24 protein-coding genes are annotated in these 23,471 nt (G+C 68.9%); 13 read left to right on the forward strand and 11 right to left on the reverse strand.

Annotated elements, in window-relative coordinates; genetic code table 11:
* Window positions 1–16: 16 nt before the first annotated feature.
* The gene (locus ABN034_RS17275) at window positions 17–232 is read right to left on the reverse strand and encodes a hypothetical protein (protein WP_349692029.1); all 216 of its coding nucleotides are present in this window, start codon (window positions 230–232) and stop codon (window positions 17–19) included.
* Window positions 233–332: 100 nt separating this feature from the next.
* Window positions 333–1,763: an NAD(P)H-quinone dehydrogenase gene (locus tag ABN034_RS17280; RefSeq protein ID WP_349326944.1), complete on the reverse strand. Its 1,431-nt coding sequence runs from the start codon at window positions 1,761–1,763 to the stop codon at window positions 333–335.
* 102 nt (window positions 1,764–1,865) lie between these two features.
* Here ABN034_RS17280 and ABN034_RS17285 point away from each other — a divergent pair, with 102 nt between their 5' ends.
* Window positions 1,866–2,318 (forward strand): gamma-glutamylcyclotransferase, encoded by a 453-nt coding sequence (locus ABN034_RS17285; RefSeq protein ID WP_349326943.1) that lies wholly within the window; start codon window positions 1,866–1,868, stop codon window positions 2,316–2,318.
* Window positions 2,319–2,391: 73 nt separating this feature from the next.
* Window positions 2,392–3,198, forward strand: coding sequence for a purine-nucleoside phosphorylase (locus ABN034_RS17290; protein ID WP_349692030.1), 807 nt, complete (start codon window positions 2,392–2,394; stop codon window positions 3,196–3,198).
* 193 nt (window positions 3,199–3,391) lie between these two features.
* Here the strand turns inward: ABN034_RS17290 and ABN034_RS17295 are convergent, their stop codons facing one another.
* Entirely contained in the window at window positions 3,392–4,411 is a 1,020-nt protein-coding gene (locus ABN034_RS17295) for an aldo/keto reductase (RefSeq protein WP_349692031.1), read from the reverse strand.
* Window positions 4,412–4,557: 146 nt separating this feature from the next.
* Between ABN034_RS17295 and ABN034_RS17300 the strand changes: the two genes are divergently transcribed.
* Together ABN034_RS17300 and ABN034_RS17305 are read left to right on the forward strand one after the other, a co-directional pair.
* Window positions 4,558–5,460: a LysR family transcriptional regulator gene (locus ABN034_RS17300; RefSeq protein WP_349326937.1), complete on the forward strand. Its 903-nt coding sequence runs from the start codon at window positions 4,558–4,560 to the stop codon at window positions 5,458–5,460.
* A 238-nt stretch (window positions 5,461–5,698) separates the two neighbouring features.
* Complete coding sequence (locus tag ABN034_RS17305) at window positions 5,699–7,363, forward strand: phospho-sugar mutase (RefSeq protein ID WP_349692032.1); 1,665 nt, start codon at window positions 5,699–5,701, stop codon at window positions 7,361–7,363.
* 320 nt (window positions 7,364–7,683) lie between these two features.
* Here ABN034_RS17305 and ABN034_RS17310 read toward each other — a convergent pair whose 3' ends face one another.
* Complete coding sequence (locus ABN034_RS17310) at window positions 7,684–8,712, reverse strand: cyclase family protein (RefSeq protein WP_349692033.1); 1,029 nt, start codon at window positions 8,710–8,712, stop codon at window positions 7,684–7,686.
* Window positions 8,713–8,908: 196 nt separating this feature from the next.
* Window positions 8,909–9,595, reverse strand: coding sequence for a hypothetical protein (locus ABN034_RS17315; RefSeq protein ID WP_349692034.1), 687 nt, complete (start codon window positions 9,593–9,595; stop codon window positions 8,909–8,911).
* Window positions 9,596–9,762: 167 nt separating this feature from the next.
* Here ABN034_RS17315 and ABN034_RS17320 point away from each other — a divergent pair, with 167 nt between their 5' ends.
* Both ABN034_RS17320 and ABN034_RS17325 read left to right on the forward strand, forming a co-directional pair.
* Window positions 9,763–10,089, forward strand: coding sequence for an ArsR/SmtB family transcription factor (locus ABN034_RS17320; RefSeq protein ID WP_349692035.1), 327 nt, complete (start codon window positions 9,763–9,765; stop codon window positions 10,087–10,089).
* Between the two features lie 2 nt (window positions 10,090–10,091).
* Entirely contained in the window at window positions 10,092–10,352 is a 261-nt protein-coding gene (locus tag ABN034_RS17325) for a hypothetical protein (RefSeq protein ID WP_349692036.1), read from the forward strand.
* A 95-nt stretch (window positions 10,353–10,447) separates the two neighbouring features.
* Here ABN034_RS17325 and ABN034_RS17330 read toward each other — a convergent pair whose 3' ends face one another.
* Both ABN034_RS17330 and ABN034_RS17335 read right to left on the reverse strand, forming a co-directional pair.
* Entirely contained in the window at window positions 10,448–11,113 is a 666-nt protein-coding gene (locus ABN034_RS17330) for a class F sortase (RefSeq protein ID WP_349692037.1), read from the reverse strand.
* A complete protein-coding gene (locus tag ABN034_RS17335; RefSeq protein ID WP_349692038.1) occupies window positions 11,100–11,975 on the reverse strand; it encodes a hypothetical protein in 876 nt (291 codons plus the stop codon). Before ABN034_RS17335 ends, ABN034_RS17330 begins: the two co-directional genes overlap by 14 nt.
* Before the next feature lie 286 nt (window positions 11,976–12,261).
* Between ABN034_RS17335 and deoC the strand changes: the two genes are divergently transcribed.
* From deoC to ABN034_RS17355, 4 genes are all read left to right on the forward strand, one after another.
* Complete coding sequence (gene deoC, locus ABN034_RS17340) at window positions 12,262–13,215, forward strand: deoxyribose-phosphate aldolase (RefSeq protein ID WP_349692239.1); 954 nt, start codon at window positions 12,262–12,264, stop codon at window positions 13,213–13,215.
* Window positions 13,216–13,574: 359 nt separating this feature from the next.
* Window positions 13,575–15,011, forward strand: coding sequence for an aldehyde dehydrogenase family protein (locus ABN034_RS17345; RefSeq protein ID WP_349692039.1), 1,437 nt, complete (start codon window positions 13,575–13,577; stop codon window positions 15,009–15,011).
* Window positions 15,004–15,897, forward strand: coding sequence for an aldehyde dehydrogenase family protein (locus tag ABN034_RS17350; RefSeq protein ID WP_349692040.1), 894 nt, complete (start codon window positions 15,004–15,006; stop codon window positions 15,895–15,897). The genes ABN034_RS17345 and ABN034_RS17350 overlap by 8 nt, the downstream gene beginning before the upstream one ends.
* Before the next feature lie 17 nt (window positions 15,898–15,914).
* Complete coding sequence (locus ABN034_RS17355; RefSeq protein WP_349692041.1) at window positions 15,915–17,162, forward strand: SatS C-terminal domain-containing protein; 1,248 nt, start codon at window positions 15,915–15,917, stop codon at window positions 17,160–17,162.
* On the opposite strand, the gene ABN034_RS17360 is transcribed toward ABN034_RS17355, so the two are convergent.
* Entirely contained in the window at window positions 17,134–17,796 is a 663-nt protein-coding gene (locus ABN034_RS17360; protein WP_349692042.1) for a MarR family winged helix-turn-helix transcriptional regulator, read from the reverse strand. The genes ABN034_RS17355 and ABN034_RS17360 overlap by 29 nt on opposite strands.
* A 61-nt stretch (window positions 17,797–17,857) precedes the next feature.
* On the opposite strand from ABN034_RS17360, the gene ABN034_RS17365 reads away from it, so the two are divergent.
* The gene (locus ABN034_RS17365; protein ID WP_349692043.1) at window positions 17,858–18,592 is read left to right on the forward strand and encodes an SDR family NAD(P)-dependent oxidoreductase; all 735 of its coding nucleotides are present in this window, start codon (window positions 17,858–17,860) and stop codon (window positions 18,590–18,592) included.
* 143 nt (window positions 18,593–18,735) lie between these two features.
* Window positions 18,736–18,921, forward strand: coding sequence for a PspC domain-containing protein (locus tag ABN034_RS17370; RefSeq protein ID WP_349692044.1), 186 nt, complete (start codon window positions 18,736–18,738; stop codon window positions 18,919–18,921).
* A gap of 45 nt (window positions 18,922–18,966) precedes the next feature.
* On the opposite strand, the gene ABN034_RS17375 is transcribed toward ABN034_RS17370, so the two are convergent.
* Both ABN034_RS17375 and ABN034_RS17380 read right to left on the reverse strand, forming a co-directional pair.
* Window positions 18,967–19,317, reverse strand: a complete 351-nt coding sequence (locus tag ABN034_RS17375) for a hypothetical protein (RefSeq protein ID WP_349692045.1) — start codon at window positions 19,315–19,317, stop codon at window positions 18,967–18,969.
* Window positions 19,318–19,401: 84 nt separating this feature from the next.
* Window positions 19,402–20,523 (reverse strand): adenosine deaminase, encoded by a 1,122-nt coding sequence (locus tag ABN034_RS17380; protein ID WP_349692046.1) that lies wholly within the window; start codon window positions 20,521–20,523, stop codon window positions 19,402–19,404.
* Between the two features lie 502 nt (window positions 20,524–21,025).
* Between ABN034_RS17380 and ABN034_RS17385 the strand changes: the two genes are divergently transcribed.
* Window positions 21,026–21,982: a hypothetical protein gene (locus tag ABN034_RS17385; protein WP_349692047.1), complete on the forward strand. Its 957-nt coding sequence runs from the start codon at window positions 21,026–21,028 to the stop codon at window positions 21,980–21,982.
* Between the two features lie 137 nt (window positions 21,983–22,119).
* On the opposite strand, the gene ABN034_RS17390 is transcribed toward ABN034_RS17385, so the two are convergent.
* Window positions 22,120–23,424, reverse strand: coding sequence for a thymidine phosphorylase (locus ABN034_RS17390; protein ID WP_349692048.1), 1,305 nt, complete (start codon window positions 23,422–23,424; stop codon window positions 22,120–22,122).
* Window positions 23,425–23,471 lie beyond the last annotated feature (47 nt).

Raw genomic sequence — 23,471 nt, forward strand, 5'->3', positions numbered from 1 at the left:
GCCTTGGTGCGGAGACTCAGGTACCGGTGCCGGCACGCTGGTGCGGAGCGGAGCGGGCTATGTCCGGAGAGTCGGCGCCGGCGGCCGGCGTCACCTTTGCGGCGTACGTCAGGCCGAACATCAGGAGAGCGACGACGACCAGGACGACATAGTGCGCCCAGCGCCTCCGGATTATGGTGGTCTGCCGGCTGCTGTTCTCGGTGGATGGTCCCGTCGTGAGTGTCCCGCGCATCTCAGCTCCCCCGTTCGCTGAGGCGTTACGTCAGACCCTTGTCGGACCCAATTCCAGTTTTCCCTGACCTCTGGTGTCGCACACTTGGCGGCGGCGTACGTCACCCATGTCCGGTACCAGGGGACTCGCCCCGAAGGTGCAGCCGCCTGGCCGCCTCGGCGACCGACCCGGAGAGGGACGGATAGACCGCGAACGCATTGGCCACCTGGTCGACGGTCATGCGTCCCGACACCGCGATCGACACCGGATGGATCAGTTCGCTGGCGCGCGGAGCGACGACGACGCCGCCGACGATGATCCCGGTGCCCGGGCGGCAGAACAGCTTGACGAACCCGTCGTGGATGCCCTGCATCTTGGCGCGGGCGTTGCGTGCCAACGGCAGCTTGACGCTCACCGCCTGCACCTGCCCGCTGTCGACGTCGGCCTGCGACCAGCCGACGGTGGCGATCTCGGGGTCGGTGAAGACGGTCGCGGACACCTGATCGAGGTCGAGCGGCTGGACCGCGTCGCCCAGCGCGTGGCGCATCGCGATCCGGCCCTGCATCGCGGCGACGGACGCGAGCATGAGCACACCGGTGCAGTCCCCCGCCGCGTAGACGCCGCGCGCGGTGGTCCGCGAGACTCGGTCGACCTCGACGAAGCCGGCGTCGTCCAGTCGTACGCCTGCCTTGTCCAGACCCATGTCGGCGGTGTTGGGAATTGAGCCGACGGCCAGCAGGCAGTGTGAGCCTTCCACCACGCGCCCGTCGGTGAGCGTGACGACGACGCCGTCGCGGCCGCCCTCGACCGGACCACGCTGCACCGACGCCGCCCGCGACCGCGACAGGACCGTCATGCCGCGCCGGGTGAACACGTCCTCGATCACCGTGGCGGCGTCCGCATCCTCGCTCGGCAGCACCCGGTCGCGGCTCGACACCAGCACGACGTCGCAGCCGAGCGCGTTGTAGGCACCCGCGAACTCCGCACCGGTCACACCCGAACCGACCACGATGAGGCGTTCGGGAAGCTCGTCCAGGTCATAGACCTGCTCCCAGGTGAGGATGCGTTCCCCGTCGGGTACGGCGTCGGGGAGCACCCGTGGATGGGCGCCGGTCGAGATGAGGATCACGTCGGCGTCGAGGAGTTCGGTGCCTCCGTCGGCGAGGGTGGCGATCACCCGGTCGGGTCCGTCGAGACTTCCCGTGCCATGGAGGACCTGGATACCCTCCCGCTGGATCTGGCGCTCGATGTCGGCGGACTGGGTGCGGGCGAGAGCCTTGACCCGGGAATTGACCTTCGCGACGTCGACGGTGACGCCCCCGACCTCCGGTGAGGCGCGGCCGATCCGCAGCCCCAGCTCGCCAGACTCGCGGACCTGGGCGATCACCTCGGCGGTGGCCACCAGGGTCTTGCTGGGTACGCAATCGGTGAGGACCGCCGAGCCGCCGAGCCCGTCGCGGTCGACGACGCACACCTCCGCGCCGAGCTGCGCCGCCACCAGCGCCGCCTCGTAGCCGCCAGGTCCGCCTCCGACAATCACCACTCTGGTCACGGTGTCCCATCCTCTCTCACCGGTACTCCGTCAGCCAGATAGGCGAGGTGACCCCGCAGTTCTCCCCCCAACCCTTGCGTGGGGCCGTTACCCTCAAAGATCGTGACCTTGTACGCCGCGTACGCAGCCAACCTCAGTCCGCTCGAGATGGCGGACCGCTGCCCGCACTCGCCCCTTCGTGGCACGGGGTGGCTGGTCGGCTGGCGGCTCACCTTCGGCGGCGAGGACCACGGCTGGGAAGGCGCACTCGCCACTGTCGTCGAGGACGAGAAGGCGCAGGTCTTCGTCGCCCTCTACGACGTCGCACCGGCCGACGAACCCACGCTGGAGGTGTGGGAAGGTGCGAACCTCGGTCTCTACCGCAAGATCCGCGTACTGGTGCAGACCCTCGAAGGTCCGGTGACGGCGGTCAGCTACGTCCTGGACGCGTTCGAGGGCGGGCTACCCTCGGCCCGTTATCTCGGCATCCTCGCCGAGGCGGCGGAGGCGGCCGGCGCCCCGGACGACTACGCCGCCGAGCTTCGCCGCCGCCCGTGCCGCAACGTGGGGCTGTAGGCGACCCGACCGCCGCCCAACGACCTCCCGGCCCGGACTGCCGCGCCGGTGGCGGCAAGTAGGGTCGCTTTCCGTGACGGACGTACCGATTGATCCCTACGCCGTGGCGGCATCCGCGGCCGCGCTCCTCGCCGAACGCACCGGAGTGGCCAGCCACGACGTGGCCGTCGTACTCGGCTCTGGTTGGCGGTCCGCCGCTGACCTGCTCGGCGACACCGTGGCTGAGGTGGGATTCACCGAGCTGCCGGGGTTCGCACCCCCAGCGGTGGCGGGCCACGCCGGTCAGGTCCGCAGCATCGTCGCCGGCGGTCGGCGGGTGCTGGTGTTCCTCGGTCGTACGCACCTCTACGAGGGCCACGGCGTCGCGGCCGTCGTCCATGGCGTACGTACCGCCATCGCGACGGGTTGCCGCGTGGTCGTGCTCACGAACGGCTGCGGCGGGCTCCACGAGGAATGGGAGCCTGGCACTCCGGTCCTGATCGCCGACCATCTCAACCTCACTGGACAGTCGCCGCTCGTGGGCGCGCACTTCGTCGACCTCACCGATCTCTACGCCGGTCGGCTTCGCGCGCTGTGCCGCGAGATCGAGCCGGCGCTACCCGAGGGTGTCTACGCACAGCTGCCGGGACCGCACTACGAGACGCCGGCGGAGATCCGCTACCTGCAGACGATCGGCGCCGACCTCGTCGGCATGTCGACGGCGCTGGAGGCGATCGCCGCCCGCGAAGGTGGCGCCGAGGTGCTCGGCCTGTCCCTGGTGACCAACCTCGCGGCCGGCCTCAGTGGCGAACCCCTCTCCCACACGGAGGTGCTGGCCGCCGGCCAGTCCGCCGCTGACCGGATGGGCCGCCTCCTCTCCGCCCTCGTCGGACGCCTGTAACCGCGGGGGCGTGCCGCCGGGCGAGCAGCGCCGGGGCGCCTGCGTCGGGGCGCCTGCGTCGGGGCGCCTGCGTCGGGGCGCGGAGAATGACCACGCTGCCCATGATTCTGCGAACTCAGCAAGGCGTCGATGCCTGGTCAGAGTCCAGAGGCATGGGCAGCGTGGTCATTTGCGGTCTCTCGCCGACCGTGAGTCAGACGGCCCGGTTGCGCTGAGCCACTCCTGGTACGCCGTAGGGGTAGTCGTCGACGATCGGCGTACTCGCGTCAGTTAGCAGGGCGGTCTCCTCCTCCGACAGGTGCAGGCCCGCCGCACCGAGGTTGTCGTCGAGCTGCTCGACCGTACGAGCACCGAGGATGACCGACGTGACGGCCGGGCGGTCGGCCAGCCAGGCGAGGGCCACCTGTGCCATCGAGACACCTCGACCTTCGGCGACCTTGCGTACGGCGTCGATCACCTGCCAGGTACGTTCGGCCGCGTTGCGCTTGGCGTAGCCCTCCATGCCGCGCTCAGGATTCTCGCCGAGGCGGGTCGCGCCGGTCGGCGTGGAGTCGCGGGTGTACTTGCCGGTGAGCCAGCCGCCTCCGAGCGGGGACCAGGGCAGGATGCCGATGCCTTCGTTCTCGCAGACGGACACCAGCTCGAACTCGATGTTGCGCTGGAGCAGGTTGTACTGCGGCTGCAGGGTGACGATCGGCGCGAGTCCGAGGTGCTTGGTCAGTAGCGCGGCCTTCTGCAGCTGCCAGCCGAGGAAGTTCGAAACGCCGACGTAGTGGATCTTGCCGGCACGTACCGCGTCGTCGAAGAACTGCAGCGCCTCCTCGATCGGCGTCAGTGGGTCCCAGGCGTGGGCCTGGTAGAGATCGATGGTCTCCACCTGGAGCCGGCGGAGGCTGGCGTCGAGGGCGCGGGTCAGGTGCAGCCTGGAGAGGCCGAGCTCGTTGCGGACACCCGTGCGGGAGAATCGGCCCTTCGTGGCGATGACAAGGTGCTCGCGCAGTTCCGGGTGGGCGGCGAGCCAGCGACCGATGATCTCCTCGGACGCGCCGGAGGAGTAGACGTTGGCCGTGTCGATGAAGGTGCCGCCCTGCTCGACGAAGCGGTCGAGCTGCGCGTGCGAGACACGTTCGTCGCTCTCCGTACCGAACGTCATCGTGCCCAGGCACAGCGACGACACGATCGTGCCGGTGCCGCCCAGCGTGCGATATTCCATGCGTACCTCCATCCGAGGGGTCCCGGGCGTGCGGCTTGAGCAGGCACAGTCCGGACCCGAGCTTCGCGGTCAAGGGTGCCCGAGCACGATTAAGCTGTCCAACAGAAGAAACCGATCCAGCTGATCAGGCCAGGTGATGACCTGCCATGGAGCTACGCCAACTCGAGTACTTCGTGACCGTTGCCGAGGAACGTCATTTCACCCGGGCGGCCCAGCGGTTGCACGTGGCGCAGTCCGGTATCTCCGCGTCCATTCGTTCACTGGAACGGGAGTTGGAGGCCGAGCTTTTCATCCGCAGCACCCGCAGCGTCGAGCTCACCGACGCCGGGCGGGCACTACTCGTCGAGGCGCGACACACGCTCTGTGACGTGGCGGCCGCGCGCGAAGCCGTCGCCGCCGTCCGCGGGCTGGTGAGCGGCCGACTTGTGGTGGGGACGCTGCAGTGCCTGTGCGCGCTGAGCGTCCCCGACCTGCTCGCCCGTTTCCACCAGGCACATCCGGGTGTGGAGATCCGGCTGAAGCAGGGCGGTACGCCAGAACTGCTCGCGCAGGTCCGGGCCGGCGACATGGACGTCGCCCTGGTGTCCGAGCCGCCCGGCGAACCGGCGGGGGTCGCTGTGACGCCGCTGGCGCGCGAGCCGATGGTGCTGGCGTGTGGGCCCGGCCATGCGTTCGCCGGGAGGGACAGCCTGGACCTCGCCGATTGCAAGGACGAGCGGTTCGTCGACTTCCACCCCGGCTGGATCACCCGCGACGTCACCGACCGATCGCTCGCCGACGCGCGGATCGAACGGCGAGTGGCGCTGGAGGTCAACGACGTCCACTCGCTGCTCGAGTTCGTCGGTGCCGGTCTCGGAGTAGCGCTGGTGCCGCACAGCTTCACGAAGAAGAAGACCCGGGCGCGCTTCGTACCCCTCCGGGCGCCGGTCCCGGAGTGGCGGACGGTCGTGGCGGTCCCCGCCGGGCGCCGGCCGAGCCCGGCGGCGGCGGCGCTGCTCACCGATCCGGCGTTGGCACCCCGGCGGAGTGCCGGCGCCGCTCGTCCATGATGCAGTGGCGTCGCCGCTCGCCCATGATGCAGTGGCGGCGCCACTCGCCCATGATGCAGTGGCGGCGCCACTCGCCCATGATGCAGTGGCGGCGCCACTCGCCCATGATGCAGTGGCGGCGCCACTCGTCCATGATCATGAAGGATTTGTCGGCTGTCCGGCTGAAAAACGTTCATGATCACGATCATGATCACCGGATTGAGGGGGCGCTGTGGGTCGGGTGAACGAGGTGGGCACGATGGAGCTCGGCGGTCTGGTCGAGAAGGCGCGGGAATGGCTCGCGGAGGATCCCGATCCGGTGACCCGTGCGGAACTCGCCGCGCTCGTCGCCGCCGCCGAGAACGATGACGAAGGCGCGCGGGCAGAGCTTGCGGACCGGTTCGCGGGAACGTTGGAGTTCGGGACTGCCGGCCTGCGGGGCGCACTCGGCGCAGGGCCCAACCGGATGAACCGCGTCGTCGTCATCCGGGCCGCCGCCGGACTCGCCGCCCATCTGCGTACGCACGGACATGCAGGTGGCGCCGTCGCGGTCGGCTACGACGCCCGCCACAACTCCCGCACCTTCGCAGGCGACACAGCGGCCGTTCTCGCCGGTGCCGGGCTGCGCCCACTGGTGTTGCCCGGGGCGTTGCCCACACCCGTTCTGGCGTTCGCGATCCGACACCTCGGATGCGTCGCGGGCGTGATGGTCACGGCCTCGCACAACCCCGCTCAGGACAACGGCTACAAGGTCTACCTCGGCGACGGTACGCAGATCGTGCCGCCCGCTGACGCCGACATCGCGGCCGAGATCGCGGCGGTCGGACGGCTCACGTCCGTCCCCCGCGGTGAGGAATGGGAGACGCTCGACGACACCATCGTGGAAACGTACCTCGCGCGGGTCGCCTCGCTACCTGCCCCCGGTCCCCGGGACCTGCGCATCGCCTACACCCCACTGCACGGCGTGGGAGGTGCGGTCGTACGGACGGCACTGGAACGGACCGGGTTCTCCGCCTCCACTGTCGTCTCTGCCCAGGCCGAGCCTGATCCCGACTTCCCTACGACGGCCTTCCCGAATCCCGAAGAGCCCGGAACGATGGACCTCGCATTCGAGCTGGGAGCACACATCGGCGCGGATATCGTGCTCGCGAACGATCCGGACGCCGACCGGTGCGCGGTCGCGGTGCCGAGCGACGGCGGGTTCCGCCGGCTGTCCGGAGACGAGGTGGGCGCGCTCTTCGCCGTCCATCTGCTGCGGTCCGGAATCCGCGGGACGCTCGCGACGACGATCGTCTCGAGTTCCCTGCTGTCAGCGATCGCCGCGCGCCATGATGTGCCCTACGTCGAGACGCTGACCGGTTTCAAGTGGCTCGGCCGCGTGCCGGGGCTGATGTTCGGCTACGAGGAAGCGCTCGGCTACTGCGTCGACCCGGGCGCCGTCGGCGACAAAGACGGCATCTCGGCGATCGTCCGGATGGCCGAGTTGGCGGCCGCGTTGAAGGCCGAGGGCCGGACACTCCTCGACCTGCTCGACGACATCGCCACGGAGTACGGCATCCATGCCACGCAGCAGCACTCAGTTCGGCTGCGCACCGTCGCCGACGCCACCCCCACGCTCGAACGCCTCCGGAAGGATCCGCCCCGGTCGCTCGGCGGCCGGCCCGTCGAACGGGTCGACGACCTCGCCGCTCCCGAGCCCGGCGGTTTGCCTCCGACAGACGGGCTCCGCTTCGTTCTGGCCGACCGGGGACGGGTCCTCATCCGCCCGAGCGGTACCGAGCCGAAGCTCAAGTGCTACGTCGAGGTCGTCGTACCGGTCGAGGATCCGGGAGCGGGCACGGTAGACCTGGCAGCTGCGAGAACCGCAGCCGACGATGCCCTTGCCGCCATTGGCAGGGACATCCAGGACCTGCTGGGCACCTGATGCGCAGCCGACGCCTCGGCCAATCCCTCGCGAGTCCCTCGGCGAATGACCACGCTGACCCATGGCGAATGACCACGCCGACCCATGGCGAGTGACCTCGGCGAATGACCACGCTGAGCATGCCTGTGGAAGCCGGAACATGTGTGGATGCCTGGTTGAAGTACACAGGCATGCTCAGCGTGGTCATTCGCCGAGGCGCACGGGTGCTCAGCGTGGTCATTTCGCCGAGGTAGGACACCCTCAGCCCGGCACACCCTCAGCCCGGGACACCGTCAGACCGGCACACCGTCAGACCGGCACACCCTCAGACCGGTGCGCCGTCAGACGGTGGCGATGGCGTTGGCAGGGGAACCGACTGCGCCGGGCAGGCGCAGGGGCGGAGCCGTCAACAGGAACCTCGATCGTTCGTGCTCGCGCAACCACAGCGCCAGCTCCTCGAGGTACCACATCTCCCCGAGGTTGAGGCCGAGCTTGAACAGGCAGTGGTGGTGGAGGGGCAACGCCGCATGCGGATCCGGCCCACCGTCCTTGGCGGGAAACGCCTCCACGCCGTAGTTGTCCGCGATCAGGGCCGCGATCTGGCTGTCGCTGATCCACTGCAGCAGGCGTTCGTCTCGTCCGTCGAGCACCGCGCACATCGCGTGCACCCGCTCCGGGTGCGGCGTACCGCCCATCGCCAGCAACTCCGTCGCGTAGCCCGTGTGCAAAAGCAGCATGTCGCCAGGCTCGACCACGACATCGTCGGCGTCCATGACGGCGGCCAGCTGGTCATAGCCGACGTAGGTCTGCGTACGGCCGAAGTGCTTCTCGAGGTCGACCAGGACGCCGCGACCCTGGATCGGCTTCTCGGCCATGTTCTCGACACCGAGCTTGTACGCATAACAGGCATGGCCGTCGGCGCCCACCTGCGCCAACGGGCCTACCACATCGGCACCAGACCGGAACCCGTTGTAGAAAAGGGCTTCCGGAGCACCGTCACCGTCAGCATCGAACATCGCCCCGACATGGCAGAGGCTGTCCCACTGGGAGGAGTACTGCAGTGTCAAGGTGACCTTGTCATCGCAGACGACGTCGAGGTGTCGCGCGTCCAACCGTCCGGTACGAAAGTTGTAGCGGAAACCGTTCTCGTCACTGGTCGGCGACAGCACCGGAGGCACCCGGCGGGGATTGACCACGTTGCCGCCAGGGGCGTCGAGTGGAAGGCTGAGGCAGAACGTCAGGCCCTCCCGCACCTCGGCCATGCCCTCGCGGACCTTCGCGGGCGTCAGCAGGTTGAGCCGGCCGAGCTGGTCGTCCTCCCCCCAGTCGCCCCATGTCGAACCGTCGGGTCGGTGCGTCCACCGCGTCATCGGTTGCCTCCACTGGTCAGAGCCGTACGACTGTGCCCGGCCTCCGCGAGCAATGGCCAGGACTCGCATAGTGCCGGTTCTGGGGCGCGAGGAACCAGAGGCTGCCCACGAACGCCGGCGCTGCGAAGGTCAGCGCTGCGAAGGTCAGCCTGCGGGTGACCCCGGCATGCGGGAAGGCGCGCGCCCCTCGTCGGCCTCAGCCGAACTGGCTCGCCACCACGGCGACCAGGATCGCGGCGGCGATCACCCCGAACTCCGGCCACCGCCAGTGCCGCTCGACCTTCGCCGATCCGCCGGTCTGTTGTGCGGTCGTCTCCGCATACTTCCGCGACAGCCCGTCGATCCGCTGCAGCGTGTAGTCGGCGGGGGCGACGTTGGCGCCCGGCCCGACGGATTCCCGCAATGCGCCCGGCGCGACCTGGAACGCGGACGCGTCAGAGGACTCCATCATGGCTGCCTGGCTCGCCTGGAAAGCGCCGCGCTTGGCTCGCCGGCGCAGGGATCGCCGGTCGGCGCCGGTCAACGCGATCGCCACCGAGCGGTGTTCCGCGCCGGCCACCTTCACCTGGAGGACCGGGGCGATGGCGACCGACTCGATCAGGTGCCACGGTATCCACGTGTCGCTCAGGATGTTGCGCAGGACCAGGGCTTCTTCGTACGCGACGACGCAGGGGCGGACCAACGCGAGCCAGACGACCGCGCTCACCGCGATGACGACCGTGGCGGCCGTGAACCCGTCCCAGGTACGCCACTCGAGAACGATGTCGACGAGGATCACGGCCCCGATCGCCAGGGTGAGCACGCCGAGCACCCGACCCGCGGTCGGCGCGAAGCTCTCGATCTTGGACGCCTTGTCCGCCGTACGCACTGAAAGCCGGCTCACTGGTTGCCCTCCCGACATCATGACCGCCCGCGTGCTCCCTCCCGTGGGGCCTGCTCGGGGCGGGCCAGCTGGGCGGCTGCATCGGGCGTTCGGTGAGTCGATTGTGCCGTGCCGTTGACAGCACTGGAAGCACCTGCCAATAATTTCTGGCATGTGCAAGGTTGATCATGCGTGAGAGTGAGCTGACCGGAGATCAGCTCCTCCAGGCGCTGAGCACGCTGGCCAACCCGCACCGGCTGCGGGTCGTCGCGGCGCTGAGGCCGGGCCGGCAGTACGTCAGTGCGATGGCACGCCAGCTCGGGATCAGCCGACCACTGCTGCAGATGCACCTGCGCAAGCTCCAGGCCGCAGGCCTCGTCACCGCGCAACTCGAGCTGGCCGATGACGGCAAGGCGGTCAACTACTACAGCCTCACCCCGTTCGCGCTGCACCTCTCCCCCGACACCATCGCCCGTGCCGTCCACACGCTCAGCGACGGCGAGGAAGGACGGTAACCGTGTCCGACGCACAGATCTGGGTCTTCGGCATCCTCGCGTTCATCGTGCTTCTCGCACTCGTCTCCAGGATCAGCCGACGCCGCGGCGTGCCCTGGCCTGTCGCTCATCACCAGGATCAGCAGCAGTACGAGATGCTGGCGCAGACGTCCCTGGACACGCAGCAAGAGCTGAGGCAGGACGTGGCGAAGCTCCGCGACGAGGCGACCGAGATCAAGATGCGGCTGGAGTCCATCGAGCAACTCCTCAAGTCGGTCGACTGACCATGACGACGGGAGAACTTCCGTGTTGACCGCCCCGACGTAGACGAGCTGAACGGACACCCCCGATCAAATCCGTCCCGGAGCGTGCGTGTCGGTCAGACCGGTTGGGCGAAGACGAACGTGTTCCCGGTAAAGCGTGAGCCGTCGTACCAGCAGGTGATGAGGACCAGCCTCCCGCCCGGGAAGTGCCGGTCGTCGATCGCCTTCGCCTCCTCGGCCACCTGCTCGAACGCCTTGTCCGGGACCACCCTGGTGACCTCGTACCTGACCACACCACGGTTGGTGTAGACGTCGACGTCGTCGCCTTGCCGCAACCGGGCGGCATATCCGAGGGCTCCGCCGCCCACGCCTTCGACACCCTGTCGCTTCAGGGTGTGACCCACGATCAGCGAACTGCCCACGCCTGCACCAGGGATCGGACCGTCCTGCCACCAACCGACGGTGGCGGGATCACTGGGCGGGACAAGAGTGCGGTACTTCTTGCTCGCCGGGTCATTACTCATGCTGATGCCCTGGACCGGAGCACTGACGTGCAGCCGGGGAATCTCGATCCGGGACGGGACACCTGCCTCAGCTCGATCTCGATGCACCGTGGCCTGGTCCTCAGCCTCCGCGGCCCCTGACCTGGCACTGCCCCCGGAGTTCGAGTCTTCCCCGGAGTGGGCCCCGGGCAGGGACCCACTCGCGAGGAAGCATCCCGTCACCGCCAGCACGATGCCGACGGCGAGGAACAGCCAACGCGCTGCCTTAGGCGGCGCCATGTCCACCCTGGTGCGCCGGCCTGACAAGCCGGAATCCGCCGAGCGCCATCACCGCCAGGCCGGTGAACAGGACAACCCAACCGAGAAGGGCAACCGAACCGAGACCCCCTGCCGGTCCGTCACCACTACCGCCGAAACCACCCTCGAACGCGGTCGGACCCGGGCCCGGCACGGGTGTGCTTGTCGGTGCCGGGCTGTCCGAAGGTGTCGGCTCAGGACTGTCGGTCGGCTCCGGCGTCTCGGTCACCGTCGGCTCCGGGCTCGGTGTGTCGGTCACCGTCGGCTCCGGGGTGGGCGTGTCGGTCGGCTCCGGCGTCGGCTCGGTGCCGCACGCCTGCACCCAGAACACCTTGTACTTGTGGAACGCGACCTTGCCGCCCGCGTCGGTCACGGTGACGTCGACCTTGATGTGCACCTGGCCCTTGTCGTTCACCTCGAGACCGGTGAGGTCGAGTTCGTAGGACTCGGTGTGGTTGAGGACGTTGCTCGGATCGTTTCCTCCCACGAAGTCGAACGACGAGCGTCCCTTGTCCGTGAGTGGCACCACCACCGGAGGCGTGGGATTGGTCGGGGACCAGACGTTGAAGGTCACGTCGGCCGTGTTGGTGCCGGGTTCAGGATCGAACCCGAAGAACTGCAGATCGAAGCCGCAGACCACGTGCGGTTCGTTGGACGGGTCCGCATCGACCGGAGTGCCGTCGATCTTGACCGAGCCATTGGCGCCCGCCGGCTGGTGGTCGGCTGCCGCGGGCTGGACGAGGAGGAGTGCGCCGATGACGGCGAGGAGGAGGCCGAGCATCAGCGTGCCGATGCTGCGTGCGGCGCCGGAGAGGCGACGCTGAAAAGGAGGACTGGCGTTCATGGTTCCCTTTCGAGGAAACTGAGATGATCCGTGAACCCCCGTGAGAAACGTCCAGCCGCCGGCGCCAGGCGCCACGTGCGTGACGGATCTTTATACACGCCTGCTCGGCACCCGGTTGCAGAGAATCAGCGCTTGCTCGGCAGTGGCCACTTTCGGCCAGCCCGGGGATGTCTCACGCTCACGGACTGTCCGGTTCCCGACACGTTGGGCGCCGATCAAGGCGACTGCGGCGGACGCGGAGCCCTGAGGCGGGACCTGTACGCGACATAGACTCTGGCGGGTGACCATGACCGCCGCGCTGTCGCCGGAACGGATCTCGGCGATCACCGGTTCCGATGCGAGTCTGCGCGCGTTTCTGGCGGGCTTGCCAGGCGTCGACCAGGTGGGCGCGGAGGCGCGGGCGGCCACGCTGGCCACCCGGTCGATCAAGACGTCGGCGAAGGAGTTCGCCCTCGACCTGGCCGTGACGATGATCGACCTCACCACGCTGGAGGGCCAGGACACGCCCGGCAAGGTGCGGGCGCTCTGCGCGAAGGCCCAGCGTCCGGACCCGGCCGATCCGACCTGCCCACCCGTCGCCGCCGTATGCATCTACCCCGACCTCGTACCCACGGTGAAGGCCGCCCTCGCCGGCAGCACCGTCAAGGTGGCGAGCGTCGCGACGGCGTTCCCGTCAGGGCGGTCCAGTCTCGACGTCAAAGTGCGCGAGACGGCCGACGCGGTAGCGGCCGGCGCCGACGAGATCGACATGGTGATCGATCGTGGAGCGTTCCTCGCCGGGCGGTTCGCCACCGTGTACGACGAGATCGTCGCCATCAAAGCGGCCTCCGGCGAGGCGCATCTCAAGGTGATCCTGGAGACCGGCGAGTTGGCGACCTACGACAACGTACGTCGCGCGAGCTGGCTCGCCATGCTGGCCGGGGCCGACGTCGTCAAGACCAGCACGGGCAAGGTGTCGCCGGCCGCGACCCTGCCGGTCACGCTGGTGATGCTGGAGGCGGTGCGCGACTTCCGCGACGCCACCGGCCGGCTGGTGGGGGTGAAGGCGGCGGGCGGCATTCGTACGGCCAAGGACGCGATCCGCTACCTCGTCCTCGTGAACGAGACCGCCGGCGAGGACTGGCTCGATCCGGCCGGCTTCCGGATTGGCGCGTCCAGCCTGCTCAACGACCTGCTGATGCAGCGAACGAAGATGCGGACGGGCCGGTACGCAGGTCCTGACTACTTCACCCTCGACTGACCAGGAACGTCGCAGCTGCGGTCGCGGTCCTGGACCGTTTCGCGGGGCTGGCGACCATTGGACCGTCCACCGTACGCAGCCCGAAGACAGGCCGCCCCGCCATGATCATGCGAGAGAAACTGGGCGATTCCCACGCAGAACGCGCCCCGTTTCTCCCTCATGATCATGGTCGAACGCCGCCAAGGTCGACGTCCGCGAGGCGGCCCCGCGGCGCCGTCCGGCGCCGCACCCTGGCCGGTCGTCCCGCCGGGCTTAGGGTGGTAGACACGGGTCCGTTCCCGTTCACCCCGGGATCACCCTCGAGCCGACACGCTGCATCACGCCGGACATCACGCTGGATGTAAAGGGGGGCGCCTGCCATGCCCAGGTTCGACTACGCCCCGGCTCCGGAGTCGCGGGCGATCGTCGACCTCGCCCCGTCGTACGGCCTGTTCATCGGCGGCGAGTTCGTCGAGTCGGTCGACGGCGGTCCGTTCAAGACCGTGAGCCCGGCGACCGCGGAAGTGCTGGCCGAGGTGACGCAGGCGGGGCCGCGCGACGTCGACCGCGCCGTCGCCGCCGCGCGCACCGCCTACTCCGACACCTGGTCCACGATGTCCGGGCGCGACCGCGGCAAGTATCTCTTCAGGATCGCGCGTCTGATCCAGGAACGGGCCCGCGAACTCGCCGTGCTCGAGTCGCTCGACAACGGCAAACCGATCCGCGAGTCCCGCGATGTCGACATCCCCCTGGTTGCCGCGCACTTCTTCTACTACGCCGGGTGGGCGGACAAACTCGCGTACGCGGGCCTCGGCCCGAATCCGTTGCCGATCGGCGTCGCCGGCCAGGTCATCCCGTGGAATTTTCCCCTCCTCATGCTGGCCTGGAAAATCGCGCCAGCCATGGCGTGCGGCAACACCGTCGTACTGAAGCCGGCCGAGACGACACCACTTACCGCGTTGATGTTCGCCGAGATCTGCCAGCAAGCCGACCTGCCGCCCGGTGTGGTCAACATCGTGACCGGTGCCGGCGAAACTGGGCAGGCACTCACCACTCATCACGGGATCGACAAAATAGCCTTCACCGGATCGACGGAGGTGGGAAAGGCCATCGCCCGCGCTCTCGCCGGCACCCGGAAACGCCTCACCCTTGAACTCGGCGGAAAGGCCGCCAACATTGTCTTCGACGACGCAGCACTCGACCAGGCCGTCGAAGGCATCGTCAACGGCATCTTCTTCAATCAGGGCCACGTGTGTTGCGCCGGCTCCCGCCTCCTCGTGCAGGAAAGCGTCTACGACGACGTGCTCGCCAGGCTCAAAAGGCGGATGGGCACACTGCGCGTCGGTGATCCGCTCGACAAGAACACCGACGTCGGCGCGATCAATTCTCCCCAGCAACTGGAGAAGATAAGGATGCTCAGCGACGCCGGCGAATCCGAAGGTGCCGAACGCTGGTCGGCACCCTGCGCACTACCCGATCGTGGCTACTGGTTCGCGCCGACCATTTTCACCGGAGTGACCCAGGCACACCGGATCGCGCGCGAGGAAATCTTCGGGCCGGTGCTTTCCATTCTCACTTTCCGTACGCCAGAAGAGGCGGTGGAGAAGGCCAACAACACGCCGTACGGACTGTCCGCCGGCGTCTGGACCGAAAAGGGTTCGCGCATTCTTTGGATGGCCGACAAGCTCCGGGCCGGGGTGGTGTGGGCGAACACGTTCAACCGGTTCGATCCCACGTCGCCGTTCGGCGGTTACAAGGAATCCGGTTATGGGCGCGAAGGCGGCCGACACGGCCTGGAGGCGTACCTCGATGCCTGAACAGCCGACGAGACCCGAACGCATGGACGTGCGCAAGACGTACAAGCTCTTCGTCGGCGGCGCGTTCCCGCGCAGCGAGTCGGGCCGTAGCTACGCGGTCCACGACGCCGGCGGCCGGTTCGTCGCCAACGCCGCGCTCGCCTCGCGCAAGGACGCCCGCGACGCCGTGGTGGCAGCGCGGAAGGCGTTCGGCGGCTGGTCTGGGGCGACCGCCTACAACCGCGGCCAGATCCTCTACCGGATCGCCGAGATGCTGGACGGTAGGCGCCAGCAGTTCGTCGCCGAGGTTGCCGCCGGTGAGGGACTCGACACCGAGCGCGCCATCGCGCAGGTGGACGAGAGCATCGACCGCTGGGTGTCCTACGCCGGATGGTCGGACAAGATCGCCCAGGTCGTCGGCGGGTCGAACCCGGTCGCCGGGCCGTACTTCGACTTCTCCCTCCCCGAACCCACCGGGGTGGTGGCCGTCGTCGCCCCACAGGACTCCAGCCTGCTCGGCCTGGTCAGCGTCGTCGCCCCGGTGATTGTCACCGGCAACACCTGTGTCGTCCTCGCCGCCGAACGCACCCCCCTGCCGGCGGTCACCCTGGCCGAGGTGCTGGCGACGAGCGACCTGCCCGGCGGGGTCGTCAACCTCCTCACCGGGCGGGTCGCCGAGGTCGCTCCGTGGCTCGCCAGCCACATGGACGTGGACGGCATCGATCTCACCGGAGTCGACGATCCGAAGGTGGCGGCTGAACTCGAGGGGGCGGCTGCCGATAACCTCAAGCGCGTGACGCGGCCGCCGCTCGACCACGAACGTCCGGACTGGTACGCCGAGCCGGGCCTCGATCGGATGACGGCCTACCTCGAAACCAAGACCGTCTGGCACCCCATCGGCAGATAAGACCGGGATGTAACGCTGTGACGACAGAATTCCTGAACGATCCGATCGTGCCGCTCGAGCTGACCATCACCGGCGGCAAGCGATTCACGTTGTACCAGCCGGGGTGGTACACCGCCGACGACGGCTCCGCCGGCTTCCTCGGCACGAAGGGCCAGGTCTACGGCTTCCGTACCCTCGACGACCTCGTCAGTTTCGTCGACTCCAGCACCCAGACCGACCTGTCGCCGAGCCAGCACCTGCGGCCGCTGCGGATCTGGCCGGCGGAGGAGTACGCCCGCAAACTGTGTTCGTACGACCTCATCAACCTGCCGGAGATCGCCGACGGCGAACTCGACGCCGACGAACAGGCCTCCCTCGGGTCGACGCTCGCGCTGATGCTCGACCTGCTCGACTACATGGACGTCGACGACCCGCACGCGCAGGCGCTGCACGACGACGAGGACATCAGCAAGCTCGCTTCCGGCGATGAGGTGCTGTCGATCTTCCGCGCGGCGCACCACCGCAAGCACGTTGTCGAGATCCTCGACGCGAACTGGTCGTGGTGTCTCGCCGAGGTCTCCCGCCGAATCGTCGTCCCGGACCTTCCGGAGTCGCCGGTCAGTAGCTCACCGTTGCTGGGCGGCGCTGCCGGTAGTGCCGCGGTCAGCGAGGAGGGCGACGGCTCGGTACCGCTCGAGGACGCCACCGACGCGATGACGTTGTGGTTCGGCCTTGCCGAGGAGGGGTTCTACGCCGTACGCAGCACGAGCTTGCATGACGGCATCCCGCACTATGCGGGTACGCCCGACGACGCAGGCACCCCCCGGTTGACGGTCTGGACCGACCTCGACCGGATGCGTACCGACCTCACGTCCGGTCCGGTCGCCGGCCTGAGCGACGGACGCGGCGGTGAGGTGGCGCTCAACCTGCTGAGCGTCCTTGACCGTCCGGACGTCAGCCTCACCCCGCACGACGACTCCATCTTCGACCTCGTGCTCGTCGCCGACTCCCTCACCGAGGAGATGGACCACGAGGCCGCCGACAAGCTGGTGAGCGCCTGGACCGAGCTGTCGCGACTGGCCGACTGGGGTGGCTGGACCGACCTCGCGGAACTGCTCAGCCCCGAGTCGCCGGCCGGCAGGTTCGTGATCTCCTGTGCCGTCGACCTGGCCCAGGACCGGCCGGGTGCCGCCCAGGCGCTGGCCACGGCCGACGTGAAAGCGGCGGCAGCCGGGTGGCAGGCCGTGCTCCCCGTCCTCACGGCGCATCTGGATCAGCGGAGCTGACGTCGAGTGGACCTGCTGAGCTGACGTCGAGGGTGCGCGACCTGACGTCGGCCGTGAGTTTCGCGAGCAGGGCGATGAGTGTGTCGCGCTCTTTCGCGGACAGGCTGCTGACGAGCGAGGCTTCGCGCGCGAGTACCGCGTCGACCGAACGTTCGATGAGGGCGTGCCCGTCGGCCGTCAACGACACGAGGACGGTACGGCGGCCGGTCGGTGCCGGGGCGCGCCGGACGAGTCGATCGCGTTCGGCCCGCGCTACGCGTTGAGAGATCGCGCCGGCCGTCACCAGCGTCCGCTCCGCGATCTGTCGGGTCGTGAGGGCGTACGGCGGACCCGCGCGGCGGATCACGGACAGCAGGTCCAGCGTCGCCGCGTCGATTCCCGCCTTCCGTAGCACCCGGTTGCGGTCGTCCGCGAAGAGCTTCGCAAGGCGCCAGAGGGGTGTCACGATCTCGATGGAGTCTGTCGGGGTGCCCGGGCGTTCGCGTTGCCAGGCTGCGGCGATCTCCGCGGCCGGATACGGCGAAACGGCTCCTAGCGGTGAGCCAGCATCGGCGGGCGAGCCGGCAGCATCGGCGGGGGAGCCGGGACTCTCCACGGGCGAACCAGCATCCCCCGGGGCGGGGTGGTCGGCCACGGCGCATACTCCTCGTCTCCGCTATGTTTAGACCTAAACGTACCAGGAGGCAGGAGGAGCCTTGACCCGCATCGTTCTCGTCACCGGCGGTACCAGCGGCATCGGGCGCGCCGTGGCCGCTCGGTTCGCCGCTGACGACGCCGAGGTCTTCATCACCGGGCGCCACACCAACACGGTGGAGGCGGCCGCGAAAGCACTCGAGGTCCACGGCCTCGTCTGCGACGCCACCCGGCCCGACCAGGTGTCGTCCCTGAGTTCGCAACTCGGCGAACGGCTCGACGTCCTCGTCAATGCCGCCGGCGGCCTGGCCGAGGTGGACCCCACCGGCCCCGGCTCGACCGCCCCGGATCCGCTGGACACACTGGCCGCCGAGTGGCAGTCGAGTCTTGCCCAGAACCTGCTCAGCGCGGTCCTCACCACCGCCTCGGTCCAGGCGAAGCTCGACCGGGGCGGCTCGATCCTGAGCATCGGTTCGATCGGGGCCGAGCGTCGCGGGGGTGCGTACGGCGCGTCCAAGGCCGCCCTCGCAGCCTGGAACGCGTCTCTCTCCGCCCAGGTCGGCCCGCGCGGCGTCACCAGCAATGTCATCTCCGCCGGATACATCGAGGGCACCAACTTCTTCCGAGGCAAGATGACCGACGAACGCCACCGAGCTCTCGTGCAGGAGACTCACGACAAGCGGCCGGGCACTCCGGACGACATCGCCGAAACCGCCTACTTCCTCGCATCGCCCGGTGCGAGGCACATCACCGGCCAGACGATTCACGTCAACGGTGGTGCCTTCACCACCCGGTAGCCGGCCTGGACATCGGGATCGCGCATCAGGCCGGCGTAGTCAGGGAGAACCCTCGCCTGTCCCCGACTTCGGCGTACGCAGGAAACACTCCGTGCGGGCGGCTCGTCTTACCGGGTAAGGACAGTCGAGGAAAGGACTTCCGCATGGCCCGCCTGGTCCGCCCGCGCAGGGGAAAGGTCATCGCTGGCGTCTGCGCCGGGCTCGCCGACCGGTTCGGCCTGCCGCGCTGGTTCGTGCGGCTGGCGTTCATCTTGTCCTGCCTCCTACCCGGGCCGCAGGTGATCCTCTACATCGTGCTGTGGATCCTCATCCCGCGGGACGACACCTGAGGTGGGGTCCCCTCATCGGGGACAGGGGCCGCATGAATGGGTGCCCTACCAGCGCAGGCCCCGGCGGGCGAGTTCGATCTCGAGCTCCATCCGGCGTACGCCTGACAACGGGCTCCGCGCGCCCCGTGTCTCGACCTCGAGGGCGCGGCAGGCAAGCAGCAGCGTGTCGTCGTAGGCGAGTTCGGTGACGTGCAGGTGGAACGCCCGGGCGGACACCCGCCGGTCGGCGTGCAGGCGCATGATTTCCTCGCCGAGCCGATGCAGATCGGCGGCCAGGCGTTCGATTGGGCGTTGTGCTGGTTGCATGCCGGCCGTAGCCGCATTCCAGTTGGGGGTCGGGCCCATGCCCTTGCGTAACGCCTGCCCCAGCCAGTCCAACACCCGTCCGCCCGCCATGCCCCATCCTCTGCACGCGCTTATGTGCTTCAAGGATGCGCCATCCGGCGGGATTTGGCTTCCGCGAAGGTCCCGGAAATTCGTTCAGCGTTCGTCGACAGGCCGCTGCATCTGGGCGAACGCCCGCTCGGCAGCGAGCCCGGCATACCCCGGCTTGATGACGTCGTTGATCAGCGCGAGCCGCTGGTCGAACGGCAGGAACGCGCTCTTCATCGCGTTGACGGTGAACCACGCGAAGTCGTTCAGGTCGTAGTCGAACGCCTCGGCGAGGGCGGCGAACTCCTGCCCCATCGACGTTCCGCTCATCAGCCGGTTGTCGGTGTTGACCGTCACCCGGAACCGTAGCCGGGTCAACAGGCCGAACGGATGCTGCGCGAGCGAAGGTGCCGCACCGGTCTGGACGTTGGACGTGGGGCAGAGCTCGAGGGGGATCCGCTTGTCGCGGACATACGCAGCGAGCCGGCCGAGACGCGCGGTCCCGTCGGCGCTGACCTCGATGTCGTCGACGATGCGTACGCCGTGACCGAGCCGGTCGGCGCCGCACCACTGGATCGCCTGCCAGATCGAAGGAAGGCCGAACCCTTCGCCGGCGTGGATGGTGAAGTGGGCGTTCTCACGCTGGAGGTACTCGAACGCGTCGAGGTGCCGGGTCGGCGGGTAGCCCGCCTCAGCTCCCGCGATGTCGAACCCGACCACGCCCTGGTCGCGGTAGTGCACGACCAGCTCGGCGATCTCCCGCGACCGGGCCGCATGCCGCAGAGCGGTCAGGATCTGGCGTACGACGATGGGCCGACCGGCGACGGCTGCCCGCTTCTCACCCTCGGCGAAGCCGTCGCGTACGGCCTCGACCACCGCCGGCAGGCTGAGCCCTGCCTGCAGGTGTTGTTCAGGGGCGTACCGGACCTCCGCGTAGACCACACCGTCCTGCGCCAGGTCGAAGGCAGCTTCCGCGGCGACCCGGGCAAGCGCCTCCGGAGTCTGGAGAACGCCCACCGTGTGGACGAACGTGTCGAGGTAGCGCTCGAGCGACCCGGAGTCCGCGGACTCCCGGAACCACTGCCCCAGGTCGGGCGCCGTTGGCGCGGGCAGCTCGTGCCCCACTTCCGCCGCCAGCTCGAGGACCGTCTGCGGACGCAGCCCGCCGTCGAGGTGATCATGGAGCAGAACTTTCGGGGCCCGGGCGATCTCGTGGGCAGTGACCTTCATAGCGTGACGATACGCCGTCTCACGTCCGGTCGCGGCCAGCTTTCGGGCGGCGCCTGGGCACGTGGGGGCGTGCGTCCCCGGGCCGGGCGGTCAGGTGAGGGAACCGCGGAGACCGCGCACGATCCGGTTGAGCGTGGCAGCATCCTCGGGCGCCGGACTCGCTGCCACCTGGCCAGGCTGGCAGCGTGCTCGTGGAGTACTCCCCCAAACGTTGGGTTGCGCCGCCCGCTGGGCGTCGGCAACCGTGTGAGACAGGGCGCGGGCTGTCCCGACCGGGTGATCATGATCGTGATCATGAGGGTTCTGGGGGTCATGTGCCGCTTTTCCTTCATGATCATGGAACGTACGCCGGCTCGGGGGTAACTGCTACGGCGTCGGCGGCGCGGCCTGGGCGGGTGACGGCAGACCCTGACCACAATGGGTAGGTCAATGTCGGCACAGCACCTTGACAGGTAAGTTACTTTCGCTCACCTTCAAGGCCGGCACGGTGATTGGGGGTTGGATGCTGGCTCTTGTTCGAGACCTGACACCGCTCGTCCTCGGCGTACTCCTCACCTGGATCGGCGCGACGACGCTGCTCGACCGCTCGGCGAGCCAGCAGACCGCTGCCCACGCCTTGTTGCCGCCCCTGATGGGCGAAGGGCCCGCGACGACGGCGATTCGGATCGCGGGATGGGCCGAGCTGCTCGTGGGTCTTGGCCTGCTCGGCGTTCCGACGCACCGGATGCCCGCGGTTGGCGCCGTGGCGCTGGGAGTGGGGTACGCAGGGATCCTGGCGTACGCCCGACTGCGCCCGTCGGCACCAGCTGGCGCGACGGAGTTGCCGGCGGCCGGCTCGGCCGAGGCGGGCGGGACGACGGTCCGATGGCAGTACTACGTCCGGGCCGGGCTGGTGGTCGTCGGCGGGCTGTTCGCCGCCAACGCGGCCACCCCGTGGTGGATGGCTGGCGGACAGCACCCGGTGGCGTCGTTCGGGATCGTGGTGTTCGTCACGCTCACGCTGGTCGCCCTCTCAGCCCCGATCGACCAACTCTGGGCCCGTCACACGCCGCGACGTCGGTTGCGACTGCCGCACGCGCGGACTGATATCCCTCTCCATGCACCCGACCTCCATGCGCCGGACCTCCATGCGCCGGATCTCGGCGCCCCGGACCTCGCCGTCCCGGACCCCGGCGTCCCGGACCCCGGCGTCCCGGACCTCGGCGCCCTTGACCTCCCCGGCCCCGATCTCGAGAGCTTCGGCCCCGATCTCGAGAGCTTCGGCCCCGATCTCGAGAGCTTCGGTCCCGATCTCGAGGGCTTCGGTCCCGCCCAGGCAGGTGGCCTGGCCAGCTCCACCGTGCCCGTGGCTGGCCGCTCGCCAGACGCATCCCGGACCACCTCGGGCGCGTGGACGCTACCTGTTCCCGTCGGTGATCATGAGGACTCCCCGGGCCATAGCTCCTCGCAGCCTTCATGATCACGGTCATGATCAGGGCATAAGGCCCTCCCCGACGTCCGGTCACCACGGGTCCGCACCCGATACCTCAACCGATGACCCTCAACCGATGCGCCTCAACCGATGCGCCCCAGCCGATGCGCCTCAGCCGACGCGGGTCAACCGAGCCGGTCGAGCACGAGTGACTGGTGCGGCCGAGCGCCGTCCGGCGCGACCACGATCCCGCCGTCCAACGCGGCGACGGCGCGGTCGAAATGCGCCGGATCCTCGGCGTGCAGCGTGAGCAGTGGCTGGCCGGCGCGGACGTACGCACCAGGTTTCACATGCAGTTCCACCCCCGCCGAGGCTGACACGGGAGCCTCCTTGCGAGAGCGGCCCGCCCCGAGTCGCCATGCCGCGACACCCACCGCGTAGGCGTCGAGCTGGACCAGCACACCCTCGGCCGGTGCGTAGACCACGTGAGTCTCCGGCGCCCTGGGCAGGGCCGCTGCCGGATCGCCGCCCTGAGCCTGGATCATCCGCCGCCAGACATCCATCGCCGTACCGTCCTGGAGGACTTTGGCCGGATCCACGCCCCCGGACATGTCGCATGCGGCCAGCATCTCCCGCGCCAGCGTGACAGTGAGCTCGATGACGTCGGGAGGGCCGCCGCCTCCGAGCACCTCCACAGCCTCGCGGACCTCCAGCGCGTTGCCGACGGCGAGCCCCAGCGGCGTGTCCATCGACGTGAGGAGGGCGGTCGTCCGCACCCCGGCGGCCATACCCAGCTCGACCATGGTCGTGGCGAGCGCGCGCGCATCGTCGACGTTCTTCATGAACGCACCGGAGCCGACCTTGACGTCGAGCACCACCGCTGACGTCCCCTCGGCGATCTTCTTGCTCATGATCGAACTGGCGATCAGCGGAATCGACTCGACGGTTCCAGTCACGTCGCGCAGGGCGTAGAGCTTGCGGTCTGCCGGCGCGAGGGTGTCGGTGGGCGCGCAGATGACCGCGCCGACGTCGGTGAGCTGCCGGACGATGTCGCCGTAGGACAGGGACGCCCGCCAACCCGGGATCGACTCCAGCTTGTCGAGGGTGCCGCCGGTGTGGCCGAGGCCGCGGCCCGAGAGTTGCGGTACGGCCGCGCCGCACGCCGCGACGACCGGTGCGAGCGGCAGGGTGATCTTGTCGCCGACGCCGCCCGTCGAGTGCTTGTCGACCGTGGGGCGTCCGATGCCGGCGAAGTCGAGGCGCTCGCCGGACGCGATCATGGCATGGGTCCAGCGGACGATCTCGGCCGCGGTCATGCCACGGAGGAGGATCGCCATCGCCAGCGCGGCCATCTGCTCGTCGGCAACGACACCACGGGTGTAGGCGTCGACCACCCAGTCGATCTGGGCGTCGGAGAGGGTGCCGCCATCGCGTTTGCGGCGGATCACCTCGACGGCGTCGAACAACTCTGGCCGGACCTGCTCACCCACGGGAGCTTCCTATCAGATCGTCCGGGCGCAGCCGGCTCGGATCGTTC

It is taken from the genome of Actinopolymorpha sp. B11F2 (assembly GCF_040195635.1).
Taxonomy (GTDB): domain Bacteria; phylum Actinomycetota; class Actinomycetes; order Propionibacteriales; family Actinopolymorphaceae; genus Thermasporomyces.